Annotated in this window: 12 protein-coding genes; 8 read left to right on the top strand and 4 right to left on the bottom strand. The window is 62.9% G+C overall.

Annotated elements, in window-relative coordinates:
* Positions 1–7: 7 nt before the first annotated feature.
* The gene (locus ACODS1_RS04715; RefSeq protein ID WP_489084737.1) at positions 8–1,837 is read right to left on the bottom strand and encodes an extracellular solute-binding protein; all 1,830 of its coding nucleotides are present in this window, start codon (positions 1,835–1,837) and stop codon (positions 8–10) included.
* Between the two features lie 181 nt (positions 1,838–2,018).
* On the opposite strand from ACODS1_RS04715, the gene ACODS1_RS04710 reads away from it, so the two are divergent.
* Entirely contained in the window at positions 2,019–3,461 is a 1,443-nt protein-coding gene (locus ACODS1_RS04710; protein WP_489084736.1) for an HDOD domain-containing protein, read from the top strand.
* Positions 3,462–3,472: 11 nt separating this feature from the next.
* On the opposite strand, the gene ACODS1_RS04705 is transcribed toward ACODS1_RS04710, so the two are convergent.
* Together ACODS1_RS04705 and gloB are read right to left on the bottom strand one after the other, a co-directional pair.
* Positions 3,473–5,065 (bottom strand): lytic transglycosylase domain-containing protein, encoded by a 1,593-nt coding sequence (locus tag ACODS1_RS04705; protein ID WP_489084735.1) that lies wholly within the window; start codon positions 5,063–5,065, stop codon positions 3,473–3,475.
* A 156-nt stretch (positions 5,066–5,221) separates the two neighbouring features.
* Positions 5,222–5,995 (bottom strand): hydroxyacylglutathione hydrolase, encoded by a 774-nt coding sequence (gene gloB / locus ACODS1_RS04700; RefSeq protein WP_489084734.1) that lies wholly within the window; start codon positions 5,993–5,995, stop codon positions 5,222–5,224.
* Between the two features lie 138 nt (positions 5,996–6,133).
* Here gloB and ACODS1_RS04695 point away from each other — a divergent pair, with 138 nt between their 5' ends.
* The 7 genes from ACODS1_RS04695 (at position 6,134) to nudC (ending at position 14,217) form a co-directional block, all read left to right on the top strand.
* On the top strand, positions 6,134–6,892 hold the full coding sequence (locus ACODS1_RS04695) for a class I SAM-dependent methyltransferase (protein ID WP_489084733.1): 759 nt from the start codon (positions 6,134–6,136) through the stop codon (positions 6,890–6,892).
* Positions 6,893–6,935: 43 nt separating this feature from the next.
* Positions 6,936–7,385: a ribonuclease HI gene (rnhA, locus tag ACODS1_RS04690; RefSeq protein ID WP_322977705.1), complete on the top strand. Its 450-nt coding sequence runs from the start codon at positions 6,936–6,938 to the stop codon at positions 7,383–7,385.
* A 100-nt stretch (positions 7,386–7,485) separates the two neighbouring features.
* A complete protein-coding gene (dnaQ, locus tag ACODS1_RS04685) occupies positions 7,486–8,220 on the top strand; it encodes a DNA polymerase III subunit epsilon (RefSeq protein WP_489084810.1) in 735 nt (244 codons plus the stop codon).
* Between the two features lie 192 nt (positions 8,221–8,412).
* A complete protein-coding gene (locus ACODS1_RS04680; protein ID WP_489084732.1) occupies positions 8,413–10,656 on the top strand; it encodes an Orn/Lys/Arg family decarboxylase in 2,244 nt (747 codons plus the stop codon).
* 201 nt (positions 10,657–10,857) lie between these two features.
* On the top strand, positions 10,858–11,670 hold the full coding sequence (locus ACODS1_RS04675; RefSeq protein ID WP_489084731.1) for a crotonase/enoyl-CoA hydratase family protein: 813 nt from the start codon (positions 10,858–10,860) through the stop codon (positions 11,668–11,670).
* A 46-nt stretch (positions 11,671–11,716) separates the two neighbouring features.
* A complete protein-coding gene (locus ACODS1_RS04670) occupies positions 11,717–13,396 on the top strand; it encodes a FimL-related protein (RefSeq protein ID WP_489084730.1) in 1,680 nt (559 codons plus the stop codon).
* The gene (nudC, locus tag ACODS1_RS04665; protein ID WP_489084729.1) at positions 13,396–14,217 is read left to right on the top strand and encodes an NAD(+) diphosphatase; all 822 of its coding nucleotides are present in this window, start codon (positions 13,396–13,398) and stop codon (positions 14,215–14,217) included. Before ACODS1_RS04670 ends, nudC begins: the two co-directional genes overlap by 1 nt.
* Before the next feature lie 30 nt (positions 14,218–14,247).
* Here nudC and ACODS1_RS04660 read toward each other — a convergent pair whose 3' ends face one another.
* On the bottom strand, positions 14,248–15,027 hold the full coding sequence (locus tag ACODS1_RS04660; protein WP_489084728.1) for a TSUP family transporter: 780 nt from the start codon (positions 15,025–15,027) through the stop codon (positions 14,248–14,250).
* Between the last annotated feature and the right edge of the window lie 75 nt (positions 15,028–15,102).

Raw genomic sequence — 15,102 nt, 5'->3', positions numbered from 1 at the left:
GGGTTTGTCATCGGGCGTTCTCCGAGGGCTTCAGCCACCAGGTGCGCAGGCCCAGGGTATAGGGCGGCGTGGTGACGAAGGCGAACCGGTTGCGGTACGCCAGGCGGTGATAATTGATGTACCAGTTGGGAATGCTGTAGTACTGCCAGAGCAGCACTCGATCCAGTGCGCGGGTGGCTGCGATCTGTTCGTCACGGGTCTTGGCGGACATCAGGCGATCGATCATCTCGTCCACCACCGGGTCGTTGACGCCGGCGTAGTTCTTGCCGCCGCGAACGCCAACCTGGCTGGAGTGAAAATACAGCCGTTGCTCCAGGCCCGGGCTCAGGGTCTGGGGCAGAGTCAGCAGGATCATGTCGTAGTCGTACTGGTCGAGGCGCTGCTTGTATTGCGCGCGGTCAACGGTGCGCAGATTGGCGTTGATGCCAATGCTCGCCAGGTTGGCGGTATAGGGCTGAAGAATGCGTTCGAGGCTCGGGTTGACCAGCATGATTTCGAATTCGAGGCGTTCGCCGCGGGCGTTGCGCAGCTCCTGGCCGACGGGCTTCCAGCCGGCTTCGGCCAATAGACCGAGAGCCCGCCGCAGGGTTTCGCGGGGGATGCCGCGGCCATCGGTTACCGGTTGATCCGGAGCCTGGGTAAACAGCTTGGCAGGTAGCGTGTCCCGATGGGGCGAGAGCAACAGCCACTCGGCGCCCTCCGGTTTGCCCGTCGCGGAAAACTCGCTATTGGGGAAGTAACTGGCCGCGCGGACGTAGGAGTTATTGAACAGCGTGCGGTTGGTCCATTCGAAGTCGAACATCAACCCCAGGGCTTCACGCACACGCCGGTCGCTGAACAGGGCGCGGCGCGTGTTCATGAACAGCGCCTGGGTCTGCGTTGGAATTTGATGCGGGATCTCGGCGCGGATCACCTCACCCCGTGTCACGGCCGGGAAGCGATAGCCGTTGGCCCAGTTCTTCGCCTGGTTTTCGATGTAGAAGTCGAATTCGCCAGCCTTGAACGCCTCGAAGGCGACGTTGCTATCGCGATAGAACTCCACTTCGACTCGATCGAAATTGTACTTGCCGCGATTGACAGGCAAATCCTTGCCCCACCAGTCCTTCACCCGTTCGAACACCAAGCGTCGCCCGGGGACGACCTGCACGATGCGATAGGGCCCACTGCCCAGAGGCGGCTCGAAGGTGGTGGCGCGAAAATCGCGGCCTTTCCAGTAATGCTGGGGCAGTACGGGCATTTCACCCAGGCGCAGGATCAGCAGCGGGTTGTCGGCGCGCTTGAAGACAAAGCGGATGCGGTGACGGTTGAGGATGTCTACGCGCTTCACTTCCTGCAGGTTGGTGCGGTACTGCGGATGGCCTTCGTTACGCAACAGGCGGTAGGAGAAGGCGACGTCGTAGGCCGTGATGGGTTTGCCATCATGGAAGCGGGCTTCGGGGCGCAGGTTGAACACCACCCAACTGCGATCCTCGCTGTACTCGACGCTCTTGGCGATCAGGCCATAGCTCGATGCCGGCTCGTCACCGGAGGGGTCGTAGGCGCCCGTGCCGACCATCAGCGGTTCGTTCAGCTCGTTGGCGCCGTACTGCAGGAAATGCGCAGTGGATATGGGGCTGCTGCCCTTGAGGGTGTAGGGATTGAGCGTGTCGAAGGTGCCCGATGCCATGACGCGCAGCGTGCCGCCCTTGGGGGCGTCAGGGTTGACCCAGTCGAAGTGACTGAAGCTGGCCGGATACTTCAGCGTTCCGAACTGCGCATAGCCGTGGCTTTCGCTGATGGCCGCAGAGGCGGTAACGCTAAAGACCAGGCAGAGGAACAGTAGGGAGAGAAAACGCATCGGCGGTGAAATCCGATCCTTGGCTGCTGTGGGGCTTATATGGCCGGGTACAGTAACAGCTTGTCCGTACAGGAAAAAGAGCGGTGCTTGCAACGCCGGGTGGCTCGGCACCCGGTTGCAACCTGCGGCGCACGATAGCGGCACTTTGGCATACACTGACGAAAACGATGAGGATGCAAACTTGGTCGAACGCAGTCATGGTGTGCAGTCATGGATCGACCGTCTGAGCCAGGCCGAATTGCCCGCACTGACCTCCGTCGTGCGAGATCTGCAGCACCTCTCGCAGCGCTCTGACGCGTCAGTGCAGCAACTGGCCGACATTCTGTTGCGTGATGCGACCCTGACCTCCAAGGTGCTGCGCGTCGCCAACAGCGTCTATTACAACCCTTCGCAAGAAAGCATCCGCACCATCTCGCGGGCGATCGTGTTGATCGGCTTCGATAACGTGCGCCTGATCAGTCTGTCGGTCAGTCTGATCGATGGCCTGCTGACCCAGGCCCCGCGTCAGCAGCTACTGGAGTTGCTGGCGCGCTCGTTCCATGCCGCTGTCCAGGCGCGCAACCTGGGCGGCTATGTGCTCGGCAATCATGCCGAAGAGGTATTCATCGCGGCGCTGCTCCATCACCTCGGCGAACTGGCGTTCTGGAGTTGCGGTGGCGCTCAGGTCGATGAATTGACGGCGGCGCTGGAAGTGCCTGGCGTGGATGAGGACGAGGCGGTGCGCGGCGTGCTGGGCACCAGCTTTCGGCAACTGACTCAGGGGCTGGCCAAGAGCTGGGGGCTGGGTGAACTGGTCAGTCTCGCGCATGCCGGCTCTTCGCATGCCGATCCCGCACTCAGGGCCGTGCAACTGGGCGTTCGCATCAGCGAAGCAGCGTTGCAGGGCTGGGGATCGTCGGAGATGGAAGCCGTGTTGGGCAAGGTTGCGCCGTTCATCGGCCTCAACGCCGAAGAGGCGTTGCAGCAGGTGCTTGCCAGTGCCGAGGAAGCGGTCAAGGTGGCCTCGACCTTTGGTGCTGGAAAGCTCTGCCGGCTGATCCCCAGCACCGACCCCGAGCAGATTGTCGGTCAGCAGCAGGCACGCAAGGCCAGCCTGCTGCAGCCAGATCTGCTGGTGATGCAGCAGGCCCTGCAGGATCTGGGCTTGATGGCCAATCAGCGTGGCAATGTAGACCTCATCCTCGATACCCTGCTCAAGGGTTTGCACCGCGGCGCGGGGCTGGAGCGGGTGATGCTGGCTGTGCTGGCCGACGAGCAGCGTTGTTTCAAGGTCAAGCGAGTGCTGGGTGAACAGAGCGAGCAGTGGTTGAGGGAATTCGTGCTGCCGGCCATACAGGTCGAGCAGCCACATATCTTCAGTTATGCGCTGCGCCATCGTGAGGCGATCTGGATGGGCGTGCCGGCGACCTACAGCCTCAATGAACTGGTGACGCTGCCCATTCGTCAGAGTCTGGGCACCGGAATGTTCTTCATCGCGCCGCTGATGGCGGGCAATCGAGAAGTCGGTGTGCTTTACGCTGATTGCCGCGTATCGGGCCGCGCGCTACGGCATGAGCAGTTCGTTGCGTTTCAGCGCTTCACCTTGCTGGCGGGGCGCTGCCTGGGGGCGTTGAGCAAGCGCTGACGCCAGCCGAGCTATGGAAGGTAAAGCGTCAGCATCTGGCCTGGTTGCAGGGCGTGGCTCTCCAGGCTGTTCCAGGTCTGCAGCGTCTTGGTGTCGATATTGAAGCGCTTGGCGATGACATAGAGCGAGTCGCCTTTCTTCACCCGGTAGTAGGTGGCCTTGTCACGGCTATCGCGAGAAGAGGTGCGAACGGGCGCGTTGCTGGCCTGCGCGGGCTCGGATTCCATGCGCAGGGTCTGCCCGACCGTGAGCTGGTGATTCTGCAGCTTGTTCCAGCGTTGCAGTTCCTGCACCGATACCTGGTGGGCGCGGGCGATCTGCCAAAGGTTGTCGCCATTTTTCACCTGATAGGTGCGAGCGCCGCTGCCGCTTCTGCCGGGCGCAGCCTGGGCGACCATGCGCTGGTGTAGCGGCTCGCTGGGCGGGTCGCCCGGTTTGGTCGGGATGGTCAGCTCCTGGCCAATGCTGAGTCGATTGCCGCTGAGCTGATTGACTTCGCGCAGCATGCTTACGCTCAGGTGGTAGCGGTTGGCAATGCTGTTCAGGCTGTCGCCGCTGCGTACCTGATAAGTCTGCCAGTCGACCAGATCCTGAGGCTTCATCATCGCCAGGCTGGCATTGAGCATCTCCGCCTTTTCGGTGGGCACCAACAGGTGTTGCGGGCCATCGAGCGTGACGCCACGCTTGTAGGCCGGGTTCAGTTGCAACAGCTCGCTCTCGTCGAGATTGGCCATCTGCGCCAGGCGCGACAGATCCATGTGTTGTTTGATGGCGATCTGTTCGAAATAGGGTTCGTTGGCAATGGGCGCCAGAGTGACGCCATACGCCTCAGGGGTCATGATCACCTGGGACAACGCCAGCAGCTTGGGTACGTATTCCTCGGTTTCCTTGGGCAGCGAGAGGTTCCAGTAATCGCTGGGCAAGCCGAGCTTCTCGTTGCGCTCGATGGCGCGGCTGACGCGACCTTCGCCTGCGTTGTAGGCCGCCAGCGCAAGCAGCCAGTCGCCGTTGAACATCTCGTGCAGGCGGCTCAGGTAATCGAGTGCGGCCCGTGTGGAGGCGGTGACGTCGCGTCGGCCGTCGTACCAGTTGGTCTGGCGCAGGTTGTAGTTGCGACCGGTGGAGGGGATGAATTGCCAAAGACCAACGGCCTGGGCAGGGGAGTAGGCCTGTGGGTCGTAGGCGCTCTCGATGACTGGCAGTAGCGCCAGCTCCATTGGCATGTCGCGTTCGGCCAGGCGTTCGACGATGTAGTGAATGTAGGGGGCGGCTCGTTCGCTGACGGTGTCGACATGACGCGGATTGCTGGCGAACCAGAGGCGCTGTCGCTCGATGCGCGGGTTGGTGCCGATTTCATCCTGCAGCTTGTAGCCGTCGCGCAGGCGTTCCCAGATGTCAGCGTATTCGCGAGCGAGGGCGTCGGTATTGAGCCATTCTGGCTCTCGCTCGAGCCCTACCGCGCGCTGCGGGCCGACGCTGTCGTCGGTGGCGGAGGGCGACAGGCTCTGACAGCCGGCCAGGGTTACGCAGCAGAGCAGCGCGGACAACCGTGCACTCTGCGCCAATGCCTTAAGATTCAATGGCTTGCGCGTAGGTAAAGGCATTGGGTGAGAGGTTTTCCCCGGGAAAAAGTTCGGGCGATTCTAGGAAGCGAACCGGGGGCGGTCAAGTTTTCACCAGGCTTTTGTGACCTGTTTCCCTCTGGCTGGCCCGGCCAGAAGGGCGCGGGCCGCGGTTCGGCTACTGCCGTCTACCGGCTGTCAGAAGCGATCCTTCCAGGCCCGCAAGCTGGCGAATACGTCCTGTGCATCGTCGTACCGCGTGCCATCGTTGCGCTCGGCGCTGGCGACCACTTCGGGCTCCGCCGTGCGCAGGAAGGGGTTACTGGCTTTCTCCAGTGCGATGGTCGAAGGCAGGCTGATACGGCCCGTTTCGCGCCATGCGCTGACCTGTTGCAGGCGCGCCTCGACCTGCGGGTTGCCGGGCTCTACGGCGTGGGCGAAACGCAGGTTGCTCAGGGTGTATTCGTGGGTGCAATACACCTGTGTAACTTCTGGCAGTGCAGCCAGGCGCTGTAGCGAGGCATGCATCTGTTGCGGCGTGCCTTCGAACAAGCGGCCACAGCCGGCAGCGAATAACGTATCGCCACAGAACAGCAAGCCCTGCTCGGCCTGGTAATAGGCAATATGACCCAGGGTGTGGCCGGGAACCGCGATGACCTGGAAATCCAGTCCGAGCACCTTGATGTTTTCGTCACCGGCGAGGCCGATGTCCCGCTCGGGAATCTTTTCCGTGGCCGGGCCGTACACTCGCGCCCCGGTAAGCTGCTTGAGTTCGGCGACACCACCGACATGGTCGAAGTGGTGGTGGGTGACGAGGATATCGCTCAACTGCCAGCCGGGGTGTGCCTGCAGCCAGGCCAGAACCGGCGCGGCGTCGCCCGGGTCGACCACCGCGCAGCGGCGGCTATCGGCATCCTGGAGCAGCCAGAGGTAGTTGTCGTTGAAGGCGGGCAGGGCATCTGTCTGGATCATCGTGGGTCGCTAAGCCGGCAATAAAGGTGCATCTTATAAGAGCAGCCCGTGACGGCAACCCCTCAGGCTGTAACACCTCCGCTGGCGGCGTCGCTACGCCCTGGCGATCATGCAATTGCCCGCAAGGGAGGAATCGCGATGAGCGATCAGCCAAGCGTCCAGGCCGACCCGCAATGGCTCAAGCTGATGGACGATGCGCGTGACTGGCTGGCCGGGCCGCTGGGTCAGCTCCTGCTGGAAGAGGAACGGCGTCTGCTGGAGGACGAGCTGGCGCGTTTCTTCGGCGGTTATCTGGTCAGCTATGGCCCGGGTGCCGAGGGGCCGCCCAGAGCGGGACAGATTCAACACAACGTACGTCTGGGGCCGCCCATGCCCGGTGTGCAGATCGTTTGCGAAGAGCAATCCTGGCCGTTGGGCGAGCACGCCGCCGATGTGGTGGTGCTGCAGCATGGGCTGGATTTCAGTCTTTCACCGCATGGCCTGCTGCGTGAAGCCGCGCGCAGTGTCCGCCCTGGTGGGCACCTGCTGATTCTCGGCATCCATCCCTGGAGTGCCTGGGGCGCGCGTCGCCTGTTCGCGCAGGATGGCCTCAGTCAGGCGCGGTGCATCGCTCCCAGTCGGGTGGGGGACTGGCTGACGCTGCTGGGTTTCGCGTTGGAGAAACGTCGCTTCGGGTGCTATCGTCCGCCGCTCGCGTCGCTTGCCTGGCAAACGCGCCTGCGCCGACTCGAGCGCTGGGGCGATTCCTGGCAATTGCCGGGGGCCGGCTTTTATCTGCTGGTCGCGCGCAAGCTGGTGGTGGGGCTGCGCCCGCTACGGCAAGCGCGGCGCGAGCCCATGGGCAAGCTGCTGCCACTGCCGGTGGCGAAGATCAGTCGGCGTGATGTCGATAGCTGATCCAGCTGCGCCCTCGCTGGTCAATTGTGTACAGAGCCTGTGAATGTCTGAAACCGATCAAGTCGTGATCTATACCGATGGTGCCTGCAAGGGCAATCCCGGCCCTGGCGGCTGGGGCGCTTTGCTGGTTTACAAGGGCGCCGAGAAGGAGTTGTGGGGCGGCGATCCGAGTACCACCAATAACCGCATGGAGCTGATGGCGGCTATCGCCGGGCTGGTCGCCCTGACCCGGCCTTGCGCGGTGAAGCTGGTCACCGACTCGCAATATGTCATGAAGGGAATCCAGGAGTGGATGCCCAACTGGAAGAAGCGCGGCTGGAAAACCGCAAGCAAGGAACCGGTCAAGAATGCCGATCTGTGGCGCAAGCTCGACGAAGAGGTGAATCGCCATCAGGTCACCTGGCAGTGGGTGCGCGGGCATACCGGCCATCCCGGTAACGAACGGGCCGATCAACTGGCCAACCGCGGCGTCGACGAAGTCCGCGGGCAGTGAGTCATTGGGGCGGCGTGTCGGGCTGCGGTAATATGCCGGCGCCGGCAGCGGCCCCCGAGTTTCAAGAGAGAGTGTGAGCGTGAGTACAGAAAACGGCGTCATCAGACGGGTCGTGCTGGATACCGAAACCACCGGTATGCCAGTCACCGACGGCCACCGCATCATCGAGATCGGCTGCGTCGAACTGCTCGGCCGGCGTCTGACCGGCCGACATTTTCATGTCTACCTCAATCCGGATCGCGAGATCGACGAAGGCGCCATCGCGGTTCACGGTATTACCAATGAATACGTGGCCGACAAGCCGCGTTTCCGCGATGTGGCCGATGAATTCTACGAGTTCATCAAGGACGCGCAGCTGATCATCCATAACGCGGCGTTCGACGTTGGCTTCATCAACAACGAATTCGCTTTGCTGGGGCAGAGTGAACGAGCCGACGTCAACGACTACTGCAGCGTGCTCGATACCCTGATGATGGCGCGTGAGCGTCATCCGGGGCAGCGCAACAGCCTGGATGCGCTGTGCAAGCGTTACGGCGTCGACAACTCCAACCGCGAACTGCACGGCGCCTTGCTCGACTCGGAGATTCTGGCCGACGTCTACCTGGCGATGACTGGTGGGCAGACCCATCTATCGCTGGCGGGCGAAGAGGGTGATGGAGATGGCAGTGGTCGCCAGCAGGCGACGCCGATTCGCCGGCTCGACCCGAACCGGACGCGCACCCGGGTGATCCGCGCCAGTGCCGATGAATTGGCTGCGCACGCTGTGCGCCTGGCTGCCATCGCAAAATCCGCCGGTGGTTCGGCGCTCTGGGCGCAATTGGAAGAGCAGCAGTAACCCGGTTGCACGCCTCAAGCAGCAAGGCGCCTTTTGTCCTTGCTCTCACTTGGGGCTTGCCGCTTGAAGCGGGTAGCTGCTTCTTTGCGACCTTTTCGTACAGCCTGATGCATCGGGGGTTCCGCCTGCAGTAAGGAGCCTCTAACCTGAGTCGATAGGCAGGCAACGCCTGCTCCCGTTCAGGATGTCAGCATGTACAAAGACCTCAAGTTCCCCGTTCTCATCGTTCACCGTGACATCAAGGCCGATACGGTCGCCGGTGATCGCGTGCGGGCCATTGCGCGCGAGCTGGAGCTCGACGGTTTCAGCATCCTGCCAACGGCCAGTTCCACCGAGGGGCGCATCGTCGCCTCGACTCACCATGGTCTGGCCTGCATCCTGGTCGCCGCCGAAGGGGCTGGTGAGAACAGCCGCCTGTTACAGGACATGGTCGAGCTGATTCGCGTGGCGCGGGTGAGGGCGCCGCAATTGCCGATCTTCGCCCTGGGTGAGCAAGTCACCATCGAGAATGCCCCGGCCGAGGCCATGGCCGATCTGAACAACCTGCGCGGCATCCTCTACCTCTACGAGGACACCGTCTCCTTCCTCGCTCGGCAGGTGGCGCGCGCCGCGCACAATTACCTCGACGGCTTGTTGCCGCCGTTCTTCAAGGCGCTGGTGCAGCACACCGCGCAGTCCAACTACTCCTGGCATACGCCAGGTCATGGCGGTGGCGTGGCCTATCGCAAGAGTCCGGTAGGGCAGGCCTTCCATCAGTTCTTCGGCGAAAACACGCTGCGTTCGGACTTGTCCGTCTCGGTGCCGGAACTGGGCTCGCTGCTCGATCACACCGGCCCGCTGGCCGAGGCCGAAGCCCGCGCGGCGCGCAATTTCGGCGCCGATCACACCTTTTTCGTGATCAACGGTACCTCGACTGCGAACAAGATCGTCTGGCATTCGATGGTCGGGCGTGACGACCTGGTGCTGGTGGATCGCAACTGCCACAAGTCGATCCTGCATTCGATCATCATGACTGGCGCCATCCCGCTGTATATGACGCCGGAACGCAACGAGCTGGGCATCATCGGGCCGATTCCGCTTTCCGAATTCAGCAAGGAGTCGATCCAGTCCAAGATCGATGCCAGCCCGCTGGCACGCGGCCGTGCGCCCAAGGTCAAGCTGGCGGTGGTGACCAACTCCACCTACGACGGCCTGTGCTACAACGCCGAGCTGATCAAGCGCACCCTGGGCGACAGCGTCGAGGTGCTGCACTTCGACGAGGCCTGGTACGCCTACGCAGCGTTCCATGAGTTCTATGCCGGGCGCTATGGCATGGGTACCGAAGGCGGCGAGCAGACGCCGCTGGTGTTCAGTACCCATTCGACCCACAAGCTCCTGGCCGCTTTCAGCCAGGCCTCGATGATCCACGTGCAGGATGGTGGGCGACGCCAGCTCGATCGTGACCGCTTCAACGAAGCGTTCATGATGCACATCTCCACCTCGCCACAGTACGGCATCATCGCCTCGCTGGACGTCGCCTCGGCCATGATGGAAGGCCCGGCGGGGCGCTCATTGATTCAGGAAACCTTCGACGAGGCGCTGAGCTTCCGCCGTGCGCTGGCCAACGTCAGGCGCAATCTGGCGGCGAATGACTGGTGGTTCAGCATCTGGCAGCCGAGCCTGGGCGAGGGCAGCGAAGGTGTCGCCACCGAAGACTGGCTGCTCGAGCCCGACGCCGACTGGCACGGTTTCGGCGAGGTGGCCGAGGACTACGTGCTGCTCGACCCGATCAAGGTGACCCTGGTGATGCCCGGGTTGACGGCGGCAGGGCGCATGGAGCAGCAGGGCATCCCGGCTGCGGTGGTCAGCAAGTTCCTCTGGGAGCGTGGCCTGGTGGTGGAGAAGACCGGCCTGTATTCCTTCCTGGTGCTGTTCTCCATGGGCATCACCAAGGGTAAGTGGAGCACGTTGCTCACCGAGTTGCTGGAGTTCAAGCGCAGCTACGATGCCAATCTGCCGCTGACCCAGGTGCTGCCTTCCATCGCTCAGGCCGGCGGCGTGCGCTATCACGGCATGGGCCTGCGCGATCTCTGCAATGCCCTGCATGGCTGCTACCGCGATAACGCCACAGCCAAGGCCATGAAGACCATGTATACCGCGCTACCCGAGGTGGCGATCAAACCGGCGGATGCCTATGACCGCCTGGTGCGCGGCGATGTGGAAGCGGTGCCGGTGGCGGAGCTGGAAGGGCGCATTGCTGCGGTGATGCTGGTGCCTTATCCGCCAGGCATCCCGCTGATCATGCCAGGGGAGCGCTTCACGGCTGCGACCCGCTCGATTCTCGATTACCTGAGCTTCGCCCGTACCTTTGATGAAGCGTTCCCCGGCTTCGACATCGACGTGCACGGCTTGCAGGTCGAGCAGGGGCAGTATTGCGTGGATTGCCTGATCGAATAGGCTGGCATTCTGCCAGGCTGAACAAGAACCCTGGCAGATCAACCCGTTATCCGCGATAGTCAAAGCAGTTCTTAACTTCTCAGGCGTGCCTTGCGTCACAGTGGCAAGCATCGACTTTTATGGCGTGCTTGTTATAGTTGCGCGGTTATTAATCACAAAATAATTACCGTATTGCCGAGCCTGCGGCCGAGGATGACTGCCATGTCCGACTACCAAGCCTTCCGCGTCGACCTGGCGGACAAGATCGCCCATGTGCAGATCAACCGTCCAGAGAAGGTCAATGCGATGAACGCCGACTTCTGGCGCGAGATCATCGACATCTTCGACTGGATCGATAACACCGATGCCGTGCGCGTCGTGGTGCTGTCTGGTGCCGGCAAACACTTTTCTTCCGGCATCGATCTGATGCTGCTGGCCTCGGTCGGTGCGCAACTGGGCAAGGACGTCGGACGCAATGCCAACGCGCTGCGCCGCAAGATTCTCGAACTGCAGGCCTCGTTCAATGCCGTGGACAATTGCCGCAAGCCTGTCCTGGCGGCGATCCAGGGGTACTGCCTGGGCGGCGCCATCGATCTGATCAGCGCCTGCGACATGCGCTACGCCACCGCCGATGCACAGTTCTCCATCAAGGAGATCGACATGGGCATGGCGGCGGATGTCGGTACCCTGCAGCGCCTGCCACGGATCATCGGTGACGGAATGATGCGGGAACTGGCCTTCACCGGGCGCACCATCGACGGTGAGGAGGCCGCCCGCATCGGCCTGGTCAATCGCACCTATGCCGATCAAGAGGCGCTGCTCGCCGGAGTCATGCAACTGGCTGGCGAGATCGCTGCCAAGTCGCCGATCGCCATCCGCGGCACCAAGGAAATGATTCGCTACATGCGCGATCACCGGGTCGACGATGGCCTCGAATACATTGCCACCTGGAATGCCGCCATGCTGCAGTCCGAAGACCTGCGCCTGGCCATGGCTGCGCACATGACCAAGCAAAAGCCGGAGTTCGCCGACTGATGCCCTGCCCAGCGTTGTTCGTCGCGAGTTACGAGGTGCCTAGCGTATGGTGAGTGGAGCCACGTCCCTGAACCTGGTGCGCGACGAGTTGTTCGTCACCATGGAAGAAGCCGAGCAGAGCCTCGAACAGTTCATCGCCGAACGTCACAACGGCAGCCTGCTGCAGCAGGCCGTGGAAAGCCTGCACCAGGTGCGCGGCACGCTCAATCTGGTGGAGTTGGCCGGTGCCGAGCTGCTGGCTCAGGAAGTGCTCGACCAGGCCACGGACATCCCTGCCGGTGCCGGTGAGGAGCGTGACGTGCAGTTGGCCGCCTTGAGTAATGCGCTGCATGTACTGCGCCGTTATCTCGAAAACGTCGATGCCCATCGCCAGGAAATGCCCGAGCTGCTGCTGCCGGCGATCAACGATTTGCGCCAGGCCGGCGCACAGCAACCTTTGCCCGAGAGTTTCTTCTTCAGCGTGCGCCTCGACCAGGCGCGCCCGCACACGCCTGCGCTGCCGATCGATAGCGCGGCCAAGCAGGTCGAAGCCAAGCGTTTGCGTCACATGTATCAGGTTGGCCTGCTCGGTCTGATTCGCGAACAGAACCTGCAGGGCAGCCTCAAGCTCATGGCGCGCGCGATGGAGCGCTTGAGCAAGCTGTTCGCTGGCGAGCCGGGCGGGCGCATGTGCTGGATCGGCAGCGCTGCCATCGAGTCCCAGGCCGATGGTCAACTGCTGCCGCGCAAGTCGCGCAAGCAATTGCTCTCGCGCCTCGACCGCGAACTGAAGCTGGTGCTCGCCAATCCTCAGTACGAAGCACCACGCAGCCTGCTCAAGGAGCTGCTCTATCTGGTCGCCCTGGCCGATAGTCATAGCGCCAATGCTAGCGCCGTGCGTGAGGTGTTCGGGCTGGCGCCACTGCCGTTCACCGACCATATGCTGGAAGAGGAATACAAGCGCCTGTCCGGCCCTGGGCAGGCGGTGATGCGCTCGCTCTCCACCGCCATTCGCGAGGAGCTGGCCAGCGTCAAGGACATGCTCGACCTGCTCGAACGTGGCACTCAGCATGAAGAGACCCTGGGAACGCTGCATGCGCTGCTGGGCAAGCTGGCCAAGACCCTGAGCATGGTCGGGCTGAGCTCGGCGGGTAACTCGTTGAGTGCGCAGTTGCCACAAGTCGCCACCTGGATGGACAGCACAGCGCCGCAGCCGCAGCAGTTGCTGCAATTGGCGGATGCCGTGCTCTATGTCGAGGGCATGGTCGCCAGCCTGGAGCGTGGCGAGCATCGTGAAAGCAAGCCGCAACCGGTTGAACCGGGCGATGAGGCACAGTCGTTTGCCGGCCATCAGTTGGCCGAGGCGCGCATCGTCGTGGTCGACGAGGCTCAGGCCGGCCTGGCGTTGGCAAAGCGGGCCATTACCGCCTACCTCGAGTCTGCCGGCGACAAGATGCATCTGGCCAATGTGCCGTTCAGTTTGCAGGCCGTGCGCGGTGGGCTGTGGTTCCTCGAGCAGCGCCGTGCTGCCGCCTTGGTCGGTGCCTGTGCCGATTACATCCAGACGCGCATGCTCGATGCCGGGCAGATGCCGTCCGAGCAGATGCTGGAAACCCTGGCCGATGCCCTGAGCAGCCTGGAGTATTACCTCGAAGCCGGTGCCGTGCTGCGACCCGAAACCCAGCCGAGCGTGCTCGATCTGGCCGAGGAGAGCATCAAGGCCCTGGGCATGTCGGTGGCAGCCTGATGGTCTGGCGTCATACCTACCTCGATCCTGCGCAGGCAGGCGGCTGGGCCTTGCTGTATGACCGTCAGCAGTTCCTGGCCGACAGCAATGGCGTGCTGTTCCCGCGTGACTGGATCAAGCGTCAGGATCTGCCCATCGTCAGCGAACAGGGCATCGGCTATTTCGGCAAGGATGCGGTCTTCCTGCTGCAGGTAGAGTCCTCGGCCGCACTGGAAGGCTGCAGTTGGCAAAGTCTGCGCCAGTTCATGCTGCAGGGCGATGCCGAGACCTTCCGCATGCTGGCCTACGCCGCGCAAATCGGTACCTGGCAGCGCGAGCACCGTTTCTGCGGCAGTTGTGGTGAGGCCACCCGCCAAGTACCGGGCGAGTGGGCGATGCGCTGCGAGACATGCGAGTCGCAGCATTATCCGCGCCTGTCGCCGAGCATGATCGTGCTGGTGACCCGTGGCGATGAAATCCTGCTGGCGCGTTCCCCGCGTTTCGTCACCGGCGTCTACAGCACGCTGGCTGGCTTCGTCGAGCCGGGTGAGTCGGTCGAGCACTGCGTCGCACGCGAGGTGCACGAAGAGGTGGGCCTGCAGGTGCACAACCTGCAGTACATCGGCAGCCAGGGCTGGCCGTTCCCGCATTCACTGATGCTCGGCTTCCATGCCGAATATGCCGGCGGCGAGATCGTCATGCAGGAGGACGAGATTGAGGATGCTCGCTGGTTCCGCGTCGATGATCTGCCGCCGCTGCCGGCGTCGCGCTCGATTGCTCGGCATCTGATCGATCTGTATGTCGCACGACGCCTAGGCTTGCCTGAACCCATCCTGCCGTAGTACGGGGTTGGCCTGCCACGCCCAGTGGTGTCAGGCGAGCCAGTGCTGCCAGACCAGGCGCGCAGTCAGTGCCAGTACCACCAGAATGAACACCGGGCGAATGAACTTCGAGCCGCCCTTGATCGCTGTGCGCGCGCCCAGGAATGCACCGACCATCAGCGCCGCTCCCATGCTCAGCCCCAGCACCCAGGCGACCTGACCGAACGCAATGAACACGACCAGGGCAGCGGCGTTGCTGACGAAGTTCATCGTCCGCGCCACCCCGCTGGCGCGCACCAGATCGAGCGGATACATCAGCAGGCTGCTGACCGTCCAGAAGGCTCCGGTGCCGGGGCCGGCTACGCCGTCATAGAGTCCCAGTCCTAGTCCTTGCGGCCACTGCCGGCCACGGGCGATGGGCAGGTTCTGCTCGCTGGGTGCCTGTGGTGTGCGGCCAAACAGCAGGTACAGGCCGCAGGCGAAGACCACGGCTGGCAGCATCTGATTGAGCCATTGAGCTGGCATCCAGTGGGCGATCACTGCGCCAAGCAGGGCGCCGATCAGCGTTGCCAGCAAGGCGTTGCGCCATTGGTTCGGATCGAAGAGCTTGCGCCGGTAGAAGGTGAAGGCCGCCGTGCCGGAACCGAAGGTCGCACAGAGCTTGTTGGTACCCAATACCAGATGCGGTGGCAGGCCAGCGGTGAGCAGTGCCGGGATGGTCAGCAGGCCGCCACCGCCGGCGATGGCATCGATGAAGCCGGCGATGAAGGCGACCAGTACGAGGACGGCCAGGGTGCCGGGATCGATGGCGAGTTCGAGCAGAAAGGGCATGGAAAATGTCGACTTGTGGGCGAGTGCGCAGCGTCTCGGCTGTTCGTGGGCAGAAGAGCTGCGCATAATGCCCGC

The organism is Pseudomonas sp. FG29 (genome assembly GCF_057809355.1).
This window is presented reverse-complemented; position numbering and strand designations above follow the sequence as displayed.